18 protein-coding genes, 1 tRNA gene and 1 pseudogene are annotated in these 17,844 nt (G+C 72.2%); 4 read left to right on the top strand and 16 right to left on the bottom strand.

What is annotated here, in order from left to right; all coding sequences use genetic code 11:
* Window positions 1-51: 51 nt before the first annotated feature.
* The 8 genes from VLY81_RS07215 to VLY81_RS07180 all read right to left on the bottom strand — a co-directional run bounded on the left by VLY81_RS07215 (window position 52) and on the right by VLY81_RS07180 (window position 6,449).
* Window positions 52-813 (bottom strand): N-acetylmuramoyl-L-alanine amidase family protein, encoded by a 762-nt coding sequence (locus VLY81_RS07215; RefSeq protein ID WP_324667492.1) that lies wholly within the window; start codon window positions 811-813, stop codon window positions 52-54.
* A 100-nt stretch (window positions 814-913) separates the two neighbouring features.
* Window positions 914-1,354 carry a DUF420 domain-containing protein gene (locus VLY81_RS07210; protein ID WP_324667491.1) on the bottom strand — a complete coding sequence of 147 codons (441 nt, stop codon included), beginning with the start codon at window positions 1,352-1,354 and terminating at the stop codon, window positions 914-916.
* A 29-nt stretch (window positions 1,355-1,383) separates the two neighbouring features.
* On the bottom strand, window positions 1,384-1,722 hold the full coding sequence (locus VLY81_RS07205; protein WP_324667490.1) for a cytochrome C oxidase subunit IV family protein: 339 nt from the start codon (window positions 1,720-1,722) through the stop codon (window positions 1,384-1,386).
* A 41-nt stretch (window positions 1,723-1,763) separates the two neighbouring features.
* Window positions 1,764-2,381, bottom strand: coding sequence for a cytochrome c oxidase subunit 3 (locus VLY81_RS07200; protein ID WP_324667489.1), 618 nt, complete (start codon window positions 2,379-2,381; stop codon window positions 1,764-1,766).
* Between the two features lie 14 nt (window positions 2,382-2,395).
* Complete coding sequence (locus tag VLY81_RS07195) at window positions 2,396-3,088, bottom strand: cytochrome c oxidase subunit 3 (protein WP_324667488.1); 693 nt, start codon at window positions 3,086-3,088, stop codon at window positions 2,396-2,398.
* 28 nt (window positions 3,089-3,116) lie between these two features.
* Complete coding sequence (locus VLY81_RS07190; RefSeq protein WP_324667487.1) at window positions 3,117-4,913, bottom strand: cytochrome c oxidase subunit I; 1,797 nt, start codon at window positions 4,911-4,913, stop codon at window positions 3,117-3,119.
* 44 nt (window positions 4,914-4,957) lie between these two features.
* Window positions 4,958-5,806: a cytochrome c oxidase subunit II gene (gene coxB, locus VLY81_RS07185; RefSeq protein WP_324667486.1), complete on the bottom strand. Its 849-nt coding sequence runs from the start codon at window positions 5,804-5,806 to the stop codon at window positions 4,958-4,960.
* Window positions 5,807-6,071: 265 nt separating this feature from the next.
* Window positions 6,072-6,449, bottom strand: a complete 378-nt coding sequence (locus tag VLY81_RS07180) for a hypothetical protein (RefSeq protein WP_324667485.1) — start codon at window positions 6,447-6,449, stop codon at window positions 6,072-6,074.
* Between the two features lie 113 nt (window positions 6,450-6,562).
* On the opposite strand from VLY81_RS07180, the pseudogene VLY81_RS14685 reads away from it, so the two are divergent.
* A pseudogene (locus VLY81_RS14685) lies at window positions 6,563-7,407 on the top strand (SDR family oxidoreductase).
* Window positions 7,408-7,437: 30 nt separating this feature from the next.
* On the opposite strand, the gene fusA reads toward VLY81_RS14685, so the two are convergent.
* The 4 genes from fusA to VLY81_RS07150 form a co-directional block, all read right to left on the bottom strand.
* On the bottom strand, window positions 7,438-9,537 hold the full coding sequence (gene fusA / locus VLY81_RS07165; protein ID WP_324667482.1) for an elongation factor G: 2,100 nt from the start codon (window positions 9,535-9,537) through the stop codon (window positions 7,438-7,440).
* Window positions 9,538-9,658: 121 nt separating this feature from the next.
* Window positions 9,659-10,366: a uracil-DNA glycosylase gene (locus tag VLY81_RS07160; protein WP_324667481.1), complete on the bottom strand. Its 708-nt coding sequence runs from the start codon at window positions 10,364-10,366 to the stop codon at window positions 9,659-9,661.
* A 51-nt stretch (window positions 10,367-10,417) separates the two neighbouring features.
* Window positions 10,418-10,708, bottom strand: a complete 291-nt coding sequence (locus VLY81_RS07155) for an acylphosphatase (RefSeq protein WP_324667480.1) — start codon at window positions 10,706-10,708, stop codon at window positions 10,418-10,420.
* Complete coding sequence (locus VLY81_RS07150) at window positions 10,705-12,183, bottom strand: FG-GAP repeat domain-containing protein (RefSeq protein ID WP_324667479.1); 1,479 nt, start codon at window positions 12,181-12,183, stop codon at window positions 10,705-10,707. Before VLY81_RS07150 ends, VLY81_RS07155 begins: the two co-directional genes overlap by 4 nt.
* Before the next feature lie 134 nt (window positions 12,184-12,317).
* On the opposite strand from VLY81_RS07150, the gene VLY81_RS07145 reads away from it, so the two are divergent.
* The 3 genes from VLY81_RS07145 to VLY81_RS07135 all read left to right on the top strand — a co-directional run bounded on the left by VLY81_RS07145 (window position 12,318) and on the right by VLY81_RS07135 (window position 13,071).
* Window positions 12,318-12,395, top strand: a tRNA-Pro gene (locus VLY81_RS07145).
* A gap of 117 nt (window positions 12,396-12,512) precedes the next feature.
* Window positions 12,513-12,677 (top strand): hypothetical protein, encoded by a 165-nt coding sequence (locus VLY81_RS07140; RefSeq protein ID WP_324667478.1) that lies wholly within the window; start codon window positions 12,513-12,515, stop codon window positions 12,675-12,677.
* Window positions 12,678-12,882: 205 nt separating this feature from the next.
* Complete coding sequence (locus VLY81_RS07135; protein ID WP_324667477.1) at window positions 12,883-13,071, top strand: hypothetical protein; 189 nt, start codon at window positions 12,883-12,885, stop codon at window positions 13,069-13,071.
* Here VLY81_RS07135 and VLY81_RS07130 read toward each other — a convergent pair.
* Genes VLY81_RS07130 through VLY81_RS07115 form a run of 4 tightly spaced genes read right to left on the bottom strand, consistent with a single transcriptional unit; the run spans window position 13,068 to window position 17,742 of the window.
* On the bottom strand, window positions 13,068-14,315 hold the full coding sequence (locus tag VLY81_RS07130) for an aspartate kinase (RefSeq protein WP_324667476.1): 1,248 nt from the start codon (window positions 14,313-14,315) through the stop codon (window positions 13,068-13,070). The two genes, VLY81_RS07135 and VLY81_RS07130, sit on opposite strands and share 4 nt — an antisense overlap.
* Window positions 14,316-14,319: 4 nt before the next feature.
* Window positions 14,320-15,348: a homoserine kinase gene (thrB, locus tag VLY81_RS07125; protein WP_324667475.1), complete on the bottom strand. Its 1,029-nt coding sequence runs from the start codon at window positions 15,346-15,348 to the stop codon at window positions 14,320-14,322.
* The gene (thrC, locus tag VLY81_RS07120; RefSeq protein ID WP_324667474.1) at window positions 15,341-16,426 is read right to left on the bottom strand and encodes a threonine synthase; all 1,086 of its coding nucleotides are present in this window, start codon (window positions 16,424-16,426) and stop codon (window positions 15,341-15,343) included. Before thrC ends, thrB begins: the two co-directional genes overlap by 8 nt.
* Window positions 16,423-17,742, bottom strand: a complete 1,320-nt coding sequence (locus tag VLY81_RS07115; protein ID WP_324667473.1) for a homoserine dehydrogenase — start codon at window positions 17,740-17,742, stop codon at window positions 16,423-16,425. The genes thrC and VLY81_RS07115 overlap by 4 nt, the downstream gene beginning before the upstream one ends.
* Window positions 17,743-17,844: the final 102 nt, after the last annotated feature.

Genomic DNA, 17,844 nt, shown 5'->3' with positions numbered 1-17,844 from the left:
CCCGTGACGGCCTCCCCGCGGCATCCCGCTCCTCGCTCTCTCGCCGGTCGCTCACGGGCGCCCCCACGAGGCGAAGTAGCGGGCCAGTCCGTCCACGATGGCCTCGGCTGCCGCCTGGCGGTACCCGGCCGAGCTGAGCGAGCGGGCCTCGGCCGGGTGCGTGACGAAGCCCAGCTCCACCAGCACCGCCGGCACCGGAGCCGCCCGTACCACGTAGAAGTCGGCCGAGCGCACGCCGCGATCGACCGTGCCCAGCCGGGCCACCAGCTCCTGCTGGATGGCGCGGGCCAGGCTCGCGGCCTCGGGGTGGTAGTAGTAGGTGGTGACGCCACGGGCGCTCGGATCCGGGCTGGCGTCGGCATGGATGCTGACCATCACGTCGGCCCCGGTGTTCCTCGTCAGGCGCACTCGCTCCACGAGACTGGACTGACCGGTGCCGCCCGGCGCCTCGTCGTCCCGTCGGGTCAACACCACCCGGGCTCCGGCACGCTCCAGCAGCGCAGCGGCCCGCAGCGCCGTGTCGAGCGCGATGGCCTTCTCGGGCATGGCCGCCCGGCCCACCGCGCCGGCATCGGCACCGCCGTGCCCGGGATCCAGCACGATGCGCCGGCCCGCCAGGCTCCAGCCGTAACCACCGGGCTGGCGCGGCACCAGCTCCACCGATGGGGGCCGAGGGGCCGGCGCCCGTCCTGCGCCCTGCGGCGGCCCCAGCACGAGCCGGGCGCCCAGCACGAGCACGACGACCACCAGCATCAGCCCGACCCAGGCCGGGGTGTAGAGTGCGTCGAGGGCTCCTGTCCGCGGCGTTCGCACGACGGATGAGCGGATTCGTCGCACCGGGCCGCGCCGCCTGCCGCCGGCCGCCGGAGAGCGCTGGCAGGCCGCGGCGTCGGCCTGCTCGGGACCCCCTCGCCTACGGCGCGGCCCCGTGCGACGGGAAGAGGATGTAGAGCATGACGTAGACGACGGCCGCGCCCGTGACCGAGACGTACATCCAGATCGGCCAGGTCCAGCGGGCGATGCGCCGGTGGGGCGCGTAGCGGCCCTTGAGCGCGTGGTAGAGCGTCGCCAGAGCCATCGGCAGCACCAGGGCGGCCAGCACCGAGTGGGTGATCAAGAAGAAGAAGTAGACGGGCCGGGCCCAATCGGGCCCGGCGAACGGCACGCTGCCCACCCTGGCGTGGTAGATCAGGTAACTAACCAAGAAGGCCGTCGAGGCGCCGAAGGCCCCCAGCATCCAGGCCCGATGACGCGCCACCTGACGGCGCCGGATGCTGACGTAGCCGGCCACCAGGCAGACGGCCGACGCCAGGTTGAGGAGCGCGTTGAGCGTCGGGTGCAGCGGGACGTCCATGGCCGCCTCGGCCTGCCCTGCTCGCCCGCTCAGCCGAGCCGGCCCAGCGCGTCGGGGGCGACCCCGGCCAGCAGGATCAGCACGAAGATGAGCGGGCTCAACACCGCGTAGACGAACTGCAGCCGCTCGAATCGCAGGTGCATGAAGTAGGCCATGATGAGGGCGGCCTTCATCAGCGAGAGCACCACCAGCACCCCGATCATCAGGGGCCGGGGAAGCCCCGTGCTGGCCGCTCCCACCTCCAGCAGGGTGATGACGAGCAGCCACACCCACGTGCGCCAGTAGATGCCGTAGCCGCCCTGCGCGTGCGCGCGGGCGTCGTGCTCCTGGGCCGTCATGGCCCGTCCGTTGGAGTGGGTGGCGTTCACCGGCCGTGCTCCTTCCCCTCGAGACCCCGTGGGGGTCACCATCAGATCAGGTACATCAGCGTGAAGATGAAGACCCAGACCAGGTCGACGAAGTGCCAGTAGAGCCCCGCGACCTCGACGCCGTCGGCGGTGTATCGCCGGCGCAGGGCGCGCAGCACCACGGTCGTCAGGTACACGACCCCGGCCGTCACGTGCAGCCCGTGGAAGCCCGTGATGACGAAGAACGTCGCGCTGAACAGCGGCACGCCCCACGGGTTGCCCGACAGCCGCGCGCCCTCGTGGATGAAGTGGCGCCACTCGTAGGCCTGCAGCCCGAGGAAGAGCAGCCCGCCCAGGACCGTCAGGCCCAACAGGCGCACCGCCTGTGGCCACGCGTCGCGCCGGGCGGCGGCCACCGCCATGGCCATGGTGGCACTCGAGCAGATGAGTACGAAGGTCATGAAGCCAACCAGCCCCACGTTGAAGACCTCGTCGGGGCGGGGCCAGGCCGGGTTGCTCATCCGCAGGTAGCCGTAGCCGACCAGCAGGCTCCCGAAGGTCAGGGTGTCGGAGAGCAGGAAGAGCCACATCATCAGCTTGGACCAGGTGACCCGAAACGGCGAGACCCCTCCGCCCCAGTCGGCGCGCTCGGTCGTCGCCGAGGTCGGCGTCGCTTGCACGTCGTCTCCCTCCCTCAGGCCCCGAAGAGCAAGAACCACAGATACAGCCACAACACGCCCATGAAGTGCCAGAAGATGGCCCCCGACTCCACCGTGGGCGCCACAGGGGCGTAGCTGAGGACGCGCCGGCTGCGGACCCAACCGATGCCGAGCCAGACCAGCCCCGCCAGCACGTGCAGGGCGTGCATCCCCGACAGCAGGTAGAAGAAGGAGGCGTGAGGGCCGCTGGCCGGCAACAGCCCGTCCTGCGCCATCTGCCACCAGGCCATGCTCTGCCCGACCACGAAGAGCAGGCCCGCCCCCCCGGCCGCCGCCAGATGGCGGGTCAGGCCGACGACGCGCCCCTGGCGCCCCGCCCGTCGGGCTCGCTCGAGCCAGAGGCTGCTGGCCACCAGCGCCGCCGTGTTGAGGTAGAGGATGGGCGGCATGGGGCCCTGCACCCATCCCGGCCCGGTGCGGCGCACCAGGTAGGTGCTGGAGAAGCCCACGAAGAGCATGGTGACCGCCGCCACCAGTACCCAGGCCCCGACCCGGGCCGTCCGGGTCGCCTCCCGATAGGCGGCGCCCTCCGCTCCGGAGCCTCCTCCCCCTTCGTCGCCGTCGACCGGCGGCACGGAGCTGCCGTCCGGGAGCCCCTTCCATCCAGGCTCGCCGGACGTCTCGCGCCGGTCGCGCACGTCCGTCCTCGGATGCGTCAACGTCGGCATGGCCATCTCCCCGTCGGGCCCCCGGGCGTCACGATCGGGCTCGAGCCGTTACGCCGACCTCGGCCGGCACGTGCTGGGGCACGAAGTCGTCGGGCGCCCCGGGGACGCTGTAGTCGTAGGCCCACCGGTGCACCTCCACCTCGCGGTCGCCCCAGTTGCCATGCGGAGGCGGGGACGGCACGCTCCACTCCAGCGTGGTGGCCCGCCACGGATTCTCGCTGGCGCGCCGGCCCCGCACCAGGCTGTAGACCACGTTGACCACGAAGACCATGTGGGCCGCGAACATGACGAACGCGGCGATGGAGACGAACCGGTTGAGCCCCTCCAGACCGCCCAGGAAGCCGTAGAGCTCCGTCGAGTAGATCCGCCGTACCATCCCCGCGATGCCGGCGAAGTGCATCGGGAAGAACGTGGCGTAGGTGGCGGGCAGCGCCAGCCAGAAGTGCAGCCGGCCCAAGCGCTCGTCGAGCATGCGCCCGAACATCTTGGGGAACCAGTGGTAGAGCCCGGCGAAGATGGCGAACAGCGAGGCGCTGCCCATCACGAAGTGGAAGTGCGCCACCACGAAGTACGTGTCGTGGAAGTACATGTCGACGGCCGGGTTGCCCAGCACCAGGCCCGTCAAGCCGCCGGTCACGAACAGCGAGACGAAGCCGATGGCGAACAGCATCTGCGGCGTGAAGCGGATCTTGCCGCCCCACAGGGTCGCCAGCCAGTTGAAGGTCTTGATGGCCGACGGCACCGCGATGATGAGCGTGGTGATCATGAAGGCCGTGCCCAGCATGGGGTGCATGCCGCTGACGAACATGTGGTGGCCCCAGACCAGGAAGCTCAACAAGGCGATGGCCGCGACGCTCAGCACCATCACCGGGTAGCCGAAGATGGGCTTGCGCGCGTTGTTGGCGATGATGTCGGAGACCATGCCCATGGCCGGCAGGATGAGGATGTAGACCTCGGGGTGCCCGAGGAACCAGAACAGGTGCTGCCACAGCAGCGGGTCGCCGCCCCCGGCCTCGATGACCCGCCCGCCGATGACGGCGCCCGCCGGCAGGAAGAACGACGTGCCCGCGTGCCGGTCGAACAGGAGCATGATGGCCGCCGCCAGCAGCACGGGGAACGACAGCAGCGAGATGATGGCCGTGATGAACATGGCCCAGACCGTCAACGGCAGCCGCATCATCGACATGCCCCGGGCCCGCAGCTGCAGCACCGTCGTGATGTAGTTGAGCGAGCCGAAGAGGAAGGCGACGATGAGGATGGCCAGGCTGATGAGCCACAGCGTCTGCCCTGCGCCCGAGCCGGGCGCCGCCTGCGGCACCGCCGACAGCGGGGCATAGGCCGTCCACCCGCTGACCGGCCCACCGCCCGGCACGAAGTAGGTCGCCAGCAGCGGGATCAGAGCGATGGGAAACAGCCAGTACGAGAGGGCGTTGAGCAACGGGAAGGCCATGTCACGGGCCCCGATCTGCAGCGGGATCAGGTAGTTGCCGAAGCCGCCCGTCAGGGCCGTGCTCAAGACGAAGAAGATCATGATGGTGCCGTGCATGGTCACCAAATTGAGGTAGAATCCCTGGCTTATCACGCCGTTGGGAAAGGCGCTGGGAAAGAGGGCCCCCAACAGCGGCCAGCGCTGGCCCGGCCAGCCCAGGGCCAGGCGGATGCCCATGGCCAGCAGCCCGCCCAATAGCGCCAGCAAGAAAGACGTGGCCAGGTACTGGATCCCGATCACCTTGTGATCGAGGCTGAAGACGTACTTGCGCCAGAAGCTCGTCGGCTCGTGGTGGTGCGTGGCCGTCTCGTGGGCCACCCGTTGGACGACCGCCATCTCCCGTCGCGTTGCCTCCTTCTGGGTTCGCTGGTGCCGACCGCCTATCGCACGCCGCCGATGGTCGGCTGCGAGGCGAGCCAGGCCTCGAACTCGTCAGCCGTGACCACCTTGAGCGTACCGGCCATCACGTAGTGGCCCACCCCGCACAGCTCCGCGCAGACGATGGGGAAGGTCCCGGTGCGCGTCGGCGTGAAGACGACGGGGCTGGTACGGCCCGGGACCGCATCCTGCTTGATGCGGAAGTGCGGCACGTAGAAGCTGTGGATGACGTCCTTGGAGCGGATCAGCAGGCGTACCGGCCGATCCACCACCAGGTAGAGCTCGCGGCTGACGACGTCGTCCGCGGCGCCCGCCAGGTCGGCTCGCAGCCCCAGCGGCGCGTTGCGGCTGTCGCCGCGAAAGTCGATGGAGCCCAGCACGCCGTCGGGCCCCGGATAGTGGAATCGCCAGCCGAACTGTTCAGCGATGACCTCCACCGTCATGGCGCCGGCCGGTGCCGCCGAGTGCACCCGTAGCCAGAGGCTGCCGCCCAGTACCGTCAGCGTGATGAGGATGACGGCGGGGATCACCGTCCAGGCCAGCTCGAGGCGGGGATTCTCGTGCCACGGGGCGGCCCGATGTCCTGCCCCACGGGAGGCGTACCGCCAGAGCACCCACCCCAGGGTGGCCTGCACCAGGACGAAGACGATCGCGATGATGACGAAGATGGTGGTGAAGAGCCGGTCCACCAGCGCCCCCTGCTGCGAGGCCAGCTCGGGAAACCACCACCGCCGGGCCGCGACCCACGTGCCCGCGATGGCGGCCAACGACACCGCCCAGATCAAGGCGGCGACGGTGGCCCCTCGCAGGGTCTCGGGGCGCTGTTCCGCCCGCTCGACGTCCGTCGCCACGTCCAACCCCCCACATGTCTGGTCGGGCCATCCTCCGGCGCGTCGTTGCGCGCGAGGCTCTAAGTTCTGCGGGCACGGTACAAACCCTGCTCACGCTGCATGGCCCGCAGTAGTATAGCGCCGCGCCGTTGGCCCCACCAGTCGCCCCCTCGTCAGGACGCGCCGGCGGGGCCGGTCGGTGGACGGGCGGTTTGGTCACGTCGAGGCTTGGCCACCCCGTGGCCCGCGCGGGTCACCGGTCTTGCGGAGCCGGCCTTCAGACCCCTCACGAGCCGCTCACGGCCAGCCCCCCGGCCAGGCCGGCCGCCAGGACGGCCAGGGCCATGCGCCACCATGCCGCGGACCAGTCCACGGCCATCTGCAGCCCGGCCGGCGCCTCCTGGGCGGGCGCGCCGAGCCATGTGGCCACGCCCAGCAAGAGCAGCCCCACCACGGCACCGCTCAGCATGCCGGCCCTCCCGGCCAGCCGCCCGGCCGTCCACCCGCCGACCACGGCGCTCAGGTAGGCTCCCAGGGCGTAGACCCAGCTCGGTACCACCGCGACGACACCCATCCGCTGCAGCGTGCCGATGACCATGGCGGTGACGGCCCCCAGTAGCAGGGCCACGGCCGTCCCGACCAGCACGGCGCCCGCGATCGGCATCCGTCCGGCCGGAGTACCCCCCGACGCCGAACGCGCCGACCCGACAGGGGCCCCTCCGGCCGGAGCGAAGGTCCCGGTGCGCGCCATGCCCCTCACCTCCGCGCGACAACGCTATGAGGGAGACGGATCGACCCATGACGACGGAGGCAGTTGGACAGGTCAAGACGGTGCTGGTGACCGGAGCCGGACAGGGCATCGGCCGGGCGGTGGCCCTCGCCTTCGGCCGGGCCGGGTGGGCCGTGGCGGCGCTGGACGTGGACGAGCAGGGTCTGGGCGAGACGCTCGAGGCGCTGGCGGGGTGTGGCGCGCCGGACCGGGTGGCCCTGCGGGCCGACGTGGCGGACGAGTCGCAGGTGGCCGGGGCGATGGCCGCCCTCGACCGGCGTTGGGGTCGCCTCGATGCCCTGGTGGCCAATGCCGGCATCGCCGATCCCCGTTGGGCCGGCCAGCTCGACTTCCCCGAGCGGCCCGGCGATGCCGACGCCCTGCGTCGGCTCACGGCGGCCTGGGACCGCCTGATGGCCGTCAACCTGCGAGGCGCCTACGTGTGTTGCGCTGCCGCCGTCCCGCTGTTGCGCCGCTCCGACCGGGCCGCCATCGTGCTGATGGCCTCGACCCGCGCGCTGCAGAGCGAGCCTGCCTCGGAGGCCTACGCGGCCTCCAAGGGGGGCTGCTCTCCTTGACGCACGCGCTGGCCGTGTCGCTGGGGCCCCGCGTCCGCGTCAACGCGATCAGCCCGGGCTGGATCGACACCCGCGCGTACCGCAAAGCAGACGTCCCCGAGCCCGAGCCGCTTCGCCCCGTCGACCACGCCCAGCATCCCGTCGGACGGGTAGGCCGGCCCGAGGACGTGGCGGCGGCCTGCCTCTTCCTGATCGGCGAGGGGGCCGGCTTCATCACCGGCCACAACCTGGTGGTCGACGGTGGGATGACCCGCAAGATGATCTACGTCGAGTGACGAGCGCCGCCGCGTGGCGCCGCCCTGCCGTCAGGAGGCCCGCTCCTTCTGGGCGGCGGCGATGACCTGCTCGGCGATGGGCGGCGGCACCTCCTCGTAGTGGTCGAAGGTGGCCTTGAACCGCCCGCGCCCGCCCGTGATGGAGCGCAGGTCCACCGCGAAGCGGAACATCTCCGCCATGGGCGCGTGGGCCTTGACGACGCGCATCCCGTCCTGGGCCTCCATGCCGATGATGCGGCCGCGCTTCTTGTTGAGGTCGCCGATGATGTCGCCCATCTGCTCCTCGGGCACCGTCACCTCGACCAGCATGATGGGCTCCAGCAGCACGGGATTGGCCTCCATGAAGGCCTTCTTGAAGGCCATGGAGGCCGCGATCTTGAAGGCCATCTCCGACGAGTCGACCGGGTGGTACTTGCCGTCGTAGAGCGTGCACTGCACGTCCACCACGGGGTAGCCCGCCAGGACGCCCTCCTGGCAGGTTTCGCGGAAGCCCTTCTCCACGGCCGGGATGTACTGCTTGGGTACGGCACCGCCGAAGATCTTGTCGACGAACTCCAGCCCCTGCCCGGGCGGCAGCGGCGCGATCTCCAAGAAGACGACCCCGTACTGGCCACGCCCGCCCGTCTGCTTGACGTAGCGGCCCTCGGCCTTCTGGGTGGCGCGGATGGTCTCCCGGTAGGGCACCCGTGGCTGGGTCAGCTCCACCTCCACGCCGAACTTCTTCTGCAGCCGGCTCACGACGATCTCGAGCTGCAGCTCGCCCAGGCCCGACAACAGCAGCTGCCCGGTCTCGGCCGACTTCTCCACTCGCACCGTCGGGTCTTCCTCCGCCACCCTGGCCAGGCCCGACGAGATCTTGTCCTCGTCGCCGCGCTTCTTGGGCGCCACCGCCATGGTCAGCACCGGCTCGGGGAAGCGGATGCCCGGCAGCACCACGCCCCCGTCCTTGACGGTGAGCGTGTCGCCCGTCGAGGTCTCCTGCAGCTTGGCGACGGCCCCGATCTCGCCCGGCCCGAGCGCGTCGACCTGGGTCGACTCCTTGCCCCGCGGGATGAAGAGCTGCCCGATGCGCTCCTCCCTGCCCCGCTGCGGGTTGAAGACCGTGGAGTCGGACTCCAGGACGCCCGAGTAGACCCGGAAGAGATTGAGGCGTCCCACGTACGGGTCCGATATGGTCTTGAAGACCAGGGCCGCCAGAGACTCGCTGGCCGACGGGCTGGTGGTGACGGGCTCCCCGCCCTTGACGGGCTCGGCCCTGACGGCCCCCGCCTCGACGGGCGAGGGCAGCAGCTCCACCACCAGGTCCAGCAGCCGGCGCACCCCGATGCCACGCGACGCGCACCCCAGCGTCACCGGTACCAGGGCGCCCGTGCGGACGGCGGCACGCAGCGCACGGCTCAGCTCCTCGGGGGTGATGGGCTGCTCCTCCAGGAACTTGGCGGTCAACTCGTCGTCGGTGGCGGCGACCGCTTCCACCAGTTGATCGCGCCAGCGGCTGGCCTGTTCCTGCCACGCCCCGGGGATGGCCCCCTCCTGCTCCGAGGCGAACTCCTTGCCGGCCCGGTACGCCTTCATCTGCACCAGGTCGATGAAGCCCTCGAAGCGCTCGGCCTCGCCCATGGGAATCTGCAACGCGACGACCCGCGTGCCGTACATCTCCCGGAGCTGGTCGAAGGTACGAGCGAAGCTGGCATTCTCCCGGTCCATCTTCGTCACGAAGCAGAGCCGCGGCAGGGGCCTGGCAGCGTCGTACGGCCGGTCGGCCATGGCCCAGACCTGCTCGGAGCCGACCTCCACCCCCTGCGGCGCGGCGTAGACCACGACAGCCGACTCGACCACGCGCAGCGCTCCCACCACCTCGCCGGCGAAGTCGAAGTAGCCCGGCGTGTCGATGACGTCAAGCCGGTGCCCTTGCCAGTCCAGGACGGCCAGAGCGGCCTGGATGCTGATCTTGCGGCGGGTCTCCTCGGGGTCGTAGTCGGTGGTGGCGGTCCCCTGATCGACGCTGCCCAGGCGGGAGATGGCCCCGCTCAAGAAGAGCATGGCCTCGGCCAGCGTGGTCTTGCCGGCCCCGCCATGCCCCACGAGCGCCACGTTGCGAATGCTCTCGGGTTGCCGCAGCGTTCCCACGGTGTCGCACGTCCCCCTCTAGCTTCCAGCACCGCCGCGGCATGACCCCCGGCCCACGGCGGCACCCCTCGCCGGCCTCTTCGCCGGCGCAGATGACGCCTCCTGCCGGGCTGCGACCCCTTCAGCCTGCGGCCTCGGCCCCCTCGTCGAGGGCCTGGCGCACCATCTGGAGGTCCTGCCAGGCCAGCCGCTTCTTGCTGGGGTCCCGCAGCAGCGCCGCCGGATGAAAGGTGACCAGGTACCGGACGCCGTCCCGCACCCACCACCGCCCCCGCATCGCGCTCACGCTGGCCCGTGGCTCCACCAGTTGCCGGGCCGCGGTGGCCCCCAGGCAAAGGATGATCCGCGGCCGCACCAGCTCAATCTGGCGGCGCAGGTTGGGCCAGCAGGCGGCGGCCTCCTCGGGAGTGGGGACCCGGTTGTGGGGGGGCCGGCACTTGACGACGTTGGCGATGTAGACGTCCTGGCGAGCCAGTCCGATGGCGGCCAGCATCCGGTCGAGCAGTTGGCCCGCCGGCCCCACGAAGGGCCGCCCCGTCTCGTCCTCCACCTGACCGGGCCCTTCGCCCACCAGCATGAGGGCCGCCCGGGGGTGGCCCTCGCCGAAGACCACCTGGGTGCACCCGGCTCGCAGGGGGCAGCGGTGACAGGTCTTGACGATGGCCTCGAGCGTGGCCAGGTCCGGCGCGGCGGCGAGCCGGCGCAGCCACTCGGTCTCGGGGTCGACGGGACGGGCCTCGGGCGCTCGGTCCGCCGGCCGCGGCGGGCGGACCGCCGGTTCGTCGGTGTCCGTCTCGAACAGCGAGAGCTGGCGTGGCTCTTCTCTCATCCCGTCTTCCACCTCGGGCCGGTCCTGTCCGCGCGTCTCCCCGTCCGCCGCTCAGCCGTGGCGGACCTCGAAGTCGGCGTAGCCACCCGGCGTCGCCTGCTCCATCCGCACGTCCGTCACCCTCGCGGCCCGGGGCCCCCGGCGCACCTGCTCGACGAACGCCGACAGGGCCTGCGGCTCGCCCTCGGCCCAGATCTCCACCCGGCCATCGGATAGGTTGCGCACCCAGCCGGTGACGGCCAGGCGGCGCGCCTGACTGCGGGTGAAGTCCCGGAATCCGACGCCCTGCACCCGGCCGGAGACGTACAGGTGCAGCGCCTGCCGGACGGTGCGCTCCGTCACGAGGATCCCCCTGGCCACGGGGAGCGCAGCGTCAGCTGGCGCACGGTCGGGTCGTAGCGCACCTGCCATCCGAGGGGCTCCAACACCTCCAGCGGCACGTACAGCCGACCGGTGGAGCCGTCGCGCCGCGGCGCCACCGGCAGGGGTGCACTCGCCCGCTGAGAGTCGGCACGCGGCACGTCGGCCTCGACACGGACACGATCGTTGCTGGAGACGATCCAGGCCTGGTGCGACAGGCGGTCGTGCGCGACCAGGACCGGGGCGAACCGTCCCAACTGCTCCACATCGACCAGGGGCCGGTCCCCCTCCCAGAGCATCCGGGTGCCCGGTGGCAAGCTCCAAGGCCGGCCGTCGACCACCAGCGCCAGGTAGTCGGCCGGCACCGGCCTCAGGATGTCGAGCGCCTGGTCGGGCCGGATCACCAGCAGCCGCCCGTCCGCCAGACGGTGGTAGCCGGGCGAGGCGCCCGGCCAGACCGTCTGCCCCAGCAGCTGCACCCGGTCGGCCTGCACCCTCAGGATGGTGATCCCGCCCGGGCCGGCCCCCTCCACCACCAGGGGCGGGGTGCCGCTCCCCGCTCCCCGGGTCGTCTCGAGCACCTGGGCCACCGCCCACTCCATGTCCAGGCGGAGCCGCAGGTCGGCGTCGTAGGCGGCGCTCGCGGCGGTCAGATGCTGCCCGTCCCACCGGTAGACGTACACGAGGTCGCGGTCCGTGATGACCACCAGCAGCGGCGGCTCGCCGGCACGCGACGCCACCGTCATGGCCCTGACGTTGCCCCACGGGTAGGCGTTGCCCAGCGCTTGCAGGCCGTCGGGCCTCCACCGGTAGACGGTGACGACGCCGTCGAGCCCGGCGACGACCACCTCGGAGAGCCCGTCGCCGTCGAGGTCGGCCGCCGCCAGCGGGCTCGCCCGCAACCCGGGTGGACTCCGCCAGATGCGGCGGTAGCCTCCCCCGGCCGCCGCGCTGTAGACGAAGAGCTCGCCGTTGGCGTTGACGGCCAGCACCTCGGTCGGCGGTCGGCCGTCGAGCTCGGCCACCACCAGCTGACGGGCGGCGCCGAAGAGGAAGCCGCTGACCGGCACGGGCACCGGTCGGGTGGCCACGGCCCGGATCCGCACCAGCGACCCGGCCCCACCCGAGCCCGCGATGATCTCCTGCTCGCCGGCTCCGTCGAGGTCGGCCACCGCCAGGGCCGTGATGCCCGACGGCATGTGCAGCGTGAACTCCGCCCGCCAGCGCCCATCGGCCCCGAGCTGGCCGATCTCCAGCCGGTCCGAGAAGCCGATGACGAGACGGTCGGCACCGGCGGGGCCGGGAAGCGGCGCCAGCACCTGCACGCCGGTCAAGACAGCCGCCGCCTCGCGCACGTAGGCGACCGGAGCGGTCGGGGCCGCCGCCTGCGCGACGCTCCCGCGGGGCTCCTCTGCTCCGGTCGCCGCCAGGGATGCCAGGACCGCGGCGGCTGCCATCCAAGCCCTCGTCGATGGCAAGGCCATGCCTCCGAGCCTCGTCCATTCGGCCCTGGCGCGCCATATCCTGCCGCCAGGGGCGTGGCGGGCGCGTTGACGGCGCCGCGGCGCCTGTGCTATGGTAGGGACGCGGTCGGGGCGTGGCGCAGTTTGGCTAGCGCGCTACCTTGGGGTGGTAGAGGTCGCCCGTTCGAGTCGGGTCGCCCCGACCATCTTCCTTTCCCTGTCCGGCCTCCCCTGCCTCCTCCACCGCCACGGTCGACGGCCCGGCGTAACGCCCGGAGCGTGGCCGGTCGATTTGCGACGACATCCAGTGGCGAGGCATCGCCGTGTTTCGCGACGGCCGCATGGTGGGCACACTGGACCCCGGCGAGCCCCACCGGGCCCTGAGCCTGCGCACGGGAGGGGCCGCCTTCGCCGACACGGCCGTACCCTGCCGGGCGAGGTGGAGGGTGCGGGTGGCGATTCGTCGGACTGGGATGGTGCAGCGGTGAGCCTGACGCGGGAGCAGCAGGAGGAGCTCCGCCAGATCGTCACCCAGCAGGTCAACGAGGTGCTGCGGCGCCGCCTTCTCAAGGCGGCCGCCCAGCCCATCGTCCCGCAGCCGCTGACGGCCCGCGTCGGTGCCCAGGCGCCCCCCCCCAGTCGGGCGCGCCCCATGGCGACGCAGGCCCCTCCCAGGTCTCGGGTGGCGTCGGGGTGCCCTCGCCCTCCGACACCGCCTCCGAGGTGGCCGAGGCGCTGGTCGAGGCGCAGACCGCGCTCACCACCCACCTCAAGCAGACCCTGCTGCACCTGCAGGACGCGGTGACCCAAGCTCAGGAGCTGGCCTGGCGCATGGATCGGCTGCTGCGGGAGAAACCCCGTCCCGATGGCCAGATCCGTTAGCGGGGCTGGATCAGCGCCGGCTGCTCGCTGGCCGCCCCCGGGGCGAAGGCGTCGTGCACCGCTCGCACGGCCTCCTCGAGCCGCTGCTCGTCGATGAGGCAGGAGACCTTGATCTCCGAGGTCGAGATGGCCTGGATGTTGATGCCCTGCGCCGCCAGCGCCCCAAACATCCGCGCCGCCACGCCCGGGTTGCTGACCATGCCCGCCCCGACGATGGAGACCTTGCCGACGGTGTCGTCGTGGCGCACGTCGCGGGTGCCGAGCTCGGCCGCCACGCGCCGGGTGATCTCCAGCGTCTGCTCCAGGTCGGTCCTGGCCACCGTGAAGAGGAGATCCGTCGTGGCCTGCTGCTTGGCCGTCTGCACGATCATGTCGACGTTGATGCCGGCCGCCGCCAGCTCGGAGAAGAGCCGGAAGGCCACCCCCGGCCGGTCCGGCACGTCGATGACCGTCACCTTGGCCACGTTGCGGTCGTGAGTCACCCCCGTCACGACCATGGCCTTCTCCAGGTTCGCCTCCGGGACCACCCTCGTCCCCTCCCGCCTCTCGAAGCTCGAACGCACGTGGATGACGACCCCGTACTGCGCCGCCAGCTCCACCGAGCGCGGCTGCAGCACCGCGGCCCCCAGGCTGGCCAGTTCCAGCATCTCCCCGTGGGAGATGACCGGCAGCAGCCGGGCATGGGGCACCACGCGGGGATCGGCCGTGAAGACGCCGACGACGTCGGTGTAGATCTCGCAGACGTCGGCCTGCAACGCGGCTGCCAGCGCCACGGCCGTCGTGTCGGAGCCGCCCCGTCCCAGGGTGGTGATGTCCCACCCGTCGGTGATCCCCTGGAAGCCGGCCACCACCACCACCCGCCCCGCCTCCAGCTCCTCGCCGATGCGGCCGGTGGAGATCCGGCGAATGCGGGCCCGGGTGTACATCCCATCCGTATGGATGCCCACCTGGGCGCCGGTCAGCGAGATGGCCGGCACCCCCAGGTCCTCCAGCGCCATGGCGACCAGCGCGATGGAGACCTGCTCGCCGGTGGAGAGGAGCATGTCGAGCTCCCGCCGGGGCGGCCGACGACATACCTGATGCGCCAGATCCAGCAGCTGGTCCGTCGTGTGCCCCATGGCCGAGACCACGACCACCACCCGATGGCCTGCGCCGCGGGTCTCGGCGATACGGCGCGCCACCTCCCGGATCCGCTCCGGGTTGCCCACCGACGTGCCCCCGAACTTCTGTACGACCAGAGCCATGCCGCTATCCCGACTCCCTCTCGTCGCCGCCCGCCCCCGGGGCGGACGCACGCCGTCGAACGCGCAACCGCGCTCCCTCCGTCGCCACGGGCAGCACCATGGCGCGCACCTGCAGCCCGTTTCGGCTCATGGCGCCTGCCATGGCCACCGCCACCTCGTCGCCGCGATGGGACGGGCAAAGAGCCACCACCGATGGCCCCGCGCCGCTCAGTGCCGCCCCGTAGGCGCCCGCGACCACGGCCGCCTCCATCGCCGCATCCAGGCCCGGCACCAGGGCGCTGCGGTGGGGCTGGTGCAGCCGGTCGGCCATGGCCTCGGCCAGCACCTCGAAGCGCCCGGTGGTCAGGGCCGCCACCGTCAGGGAGGCACCCCCCACGTTGAAGACCGCATCCTCCCGGCTCACCGTCGCCGGCAGCACCCGGCGCGCCCGTTCCGTGGGCAGTGCGAAGTCGGGGACGGCCAGCGCCGCCACCAGCTCCCCCCGCGGCAGGGGCACGCGGATGGCCGTCACCGCTCCCGTCCGCCCCCGCCGCGCCACCACCAGTCCGCCCAGGGCCGCCGCCGCGGCGTTGTCCGCGTGCCCCTCCATCGCCGCGGCCATCTCCAGCAGGGTGCCGTAGGAGAGGGGCGATCCCGCCAATGCGTTGGCCGCCCACAGCCCCGCCACCGCCGCGGCCGCGCTGGAGCCCAACCCGGCTCCCACCGGGATGGCGTTGTGCGCCTCCACCTCGACGGCCCGTCCCCTGGCCCATGACGGCGCCTCGATGCGGCCGAAGACCGCCTGCGCAGCCTGCCAGAGCCGGTTGGCCGCGCCCCTCTCGATGCGGCCCGCGCCCTCCCCCGTCACCGTCAGGCCCGCCAGAGCCGGCGGCCACGCCTGCGGCCCCCCCTCGGTCGCCACCCAGCGCATGGTCACGCGCAGCCGCAACTCCAGCGCGAGCCCGAGGGCGTCGAAGCCGGGTCCCAGATTGGCCGTCGAGGCGGGCACATCCACCCACGCGGCCTCGATGGGCGACACCGGGGTCTCATCCATGCCCGACGCCTGCGCCCCCCTCCAGCACCGCGGCCACCGACGCCTCGTCGGCCCCCACCCGGCGCACCTGATCAGGGCGCGCCATGGCGTGGGCCCGGTCCGGATCCTTGAGCCCGTGGCCGGTCAGCACGCAGACCACCGGACCCGAGGCGTCACGAAAGTAGCCGTCGCGGGCCAGCTGCAGCACCCCCGCCAGACTGGCGGCCGAGGCGGGTTCGCAGAAGATCCCCTCCTCACCGGCCAGCCGGCGCTGGGCCTCCAGGATGGCCGCGTCCGACACGGCCGCGATGATCCCTCCCGACTCGTCTCGGGCCCTCAGCGCGCCCTCCCAGCTCGCCGGCCGGCCGATGCGGATGGCGGTGGCCACCGTCTCCGGCTGCTCGACCGGCTCACCCCTCACCAACGGGGCAGCGCCCGCCGCCTGGAAGCCCAGCATGACGGGCACCCCCTCCACTCGGCCGGCCTGGCGGTACTGCGTGAAGCCCTGCCAGTAGGCCGTGATGTTGCCGGCATTGCCCACCGGGATGGCCAGGTAGGCGGGCGCGCGGCCCAGCTGGTCGCAGACCTCGAAGGCGGCCGTCTTTTGCCCCTCCAGGCGGGCCGGGTTGACGGAGTTGACCAGCTCCATCTCGAACCGCTCGCTCATCGCCCGCACCAGCTGCAGGGCGCGGTCGAAGTTGCCGGCGATCTCCACCACGGTGGCCCCGTAGGCCAACGCCTGGGCCAGCTTGCCCGGCGCGACGGCCCCCTGGGGCAGCAGGACGAAGGCAGCCATGCCGGCCCGTGCCGCATAGGCTGCCGCTGAGGCCGCCGTGTTGCCCGTCGAGGCGCAGATGACGGCCCGCCGCCCCCGGTGCCGTGCCAGGGAGACCGCCACCGTCATCCCCCGGTCCTTGAAGGAGCCGGTGGGGTTTTGCCCCTCCACCTTGGCGAAGAGCGGGATGCGCAGCCCGGCCTGTCGCTCCAGGCGCCCGAGGCGCACCAGCGGCGTGCCGCCCTCGCCCAGGCTGACCGGCTCCAGCCCCTCGGGCACCGGGAGCAGGGACCGGTAGCGCTGGATGACACCCGTGGCGATCATGCGCCGCCGACCACCCGCACCAGCGGGCCCGTCCAGGCGACGACCGGCAACTCCCGCACCTGGGCGGCCACTCGCTCCACCGCCGCCAGGGGCGCCTCGTGCGTGACGAAGACCAGGTCGACCGGGTCCTCGCCACGGCCCTTCTGGATGACCGACTCGATGCTGACGCCGTGGCGGCCGAAGATGTCGGCGGTGGCGGCCAGCACGCCGGGTCGGTCCAGCACCTGCAGCCGCAGGTAGAAGCGCGCCAGCGCCCCGCCGGGCTCCACCATGCGGGCCGGCTCCCACTCCACGCCTGCGACCGGCCACGAGCCGTTGCGCGAGTCCGTGGGGAGACGAGCCGCATGGCGGCGCACCGCGTCCATCACGTCGCCGAGCACGGCCGCGGCCGTGGGGTCGCCCCCCGCCCCGGGCCCGTAGAACATCAGCTCGCCGGCGGCCTCGGTCACGAGCCAGATCGCGTTGTTGACGCCCCTCACCTGGGCCAGCGGATGGCGTCTCGGCAGCAGGGCCGGCCCGACCCACGCTTCGATTGCATCGTCACGCAGGCGGGAGAAGGCCAGCAGCTTGACGGCCAGTCCCAGCTCCCCGGCGTACTGCACGTCACGCGCCGTGATGCCCTCCAGCCCCCGGACGTCGAGGCGATCCAGCGGCACCCACCGGTCGAAGGCCAGGGAGGCCAGCACGCTGAGCTTGCACGCCGCATCCAACCCCGAGACGTCCGCGCTGGGGTCGGCCTCGGCGTAGCCCCGGCGCTGGGCCTCCTGCAGGGCCGCCTCGAAGGCCGCGCCGGCGTCGGTCATCTCCGTCAGGATGAAGTTGGTGGTGCCGTTGACGATGCCCAGCAGGGCCAAGATCCGATCCGAGGCCAGCGACTCCTGGACGGGACGGATGATGGGCACGGCCCCGCCCACCGCCGCCTCGAACAGCAGCGGCACCCCTCGCCGGCGGGCCATGCCCAACAGCTCGGGGCCTCGCCGGGCCATCACCACCTTGTTGGCGGTCACCACCGGCTTGCCCAGCTCGAGGGCCCGGCGGATGGCCGATGCCGCTGGCTCCTCACCGCCCATCACCTCGATCAGCAGGTCGACGTCGGGCTGCTCCACCACCTCGAGGGGTGAGCGATGCACGTGCAGGCCGTCCAACGCCACCGGGCGGGGCTTGGCAGGCTCCCGGACCGCCACCCGGTGCAAGACGATGGCACGGCCCGTGCGGGTGGCGATCTCGTGGGCTCGTCGCTGGAGCGCGCGGGCCACGGCTTGTCCCACCGTGCCGAAACCCAACATGCCGAGCCGAATGGGCTGGTCCGATGCCACGTCGCGTGGGCCTCCTCGTCTGCCGGGCGCGGAGCCGACCACGGTCGGGTGCTTTTTGGCAGCCATTATAGATCGCCCGGTCCCCAAAAGACAGAGCGCTGC

The organism is Limnochorda sp. LNt (genome assembly GCF_035593265.1).
GTDB lineage: Bacteria > Bacillota > Limnochordia > Limnochordales > Geochordaceae > Geochorda > Geochorda subterranea.
The sequence above is the reverse complement of the archived record's forward strand: the minus strand, read 5'-3'. Positions and strand labels throughout refer to the sequence as shown.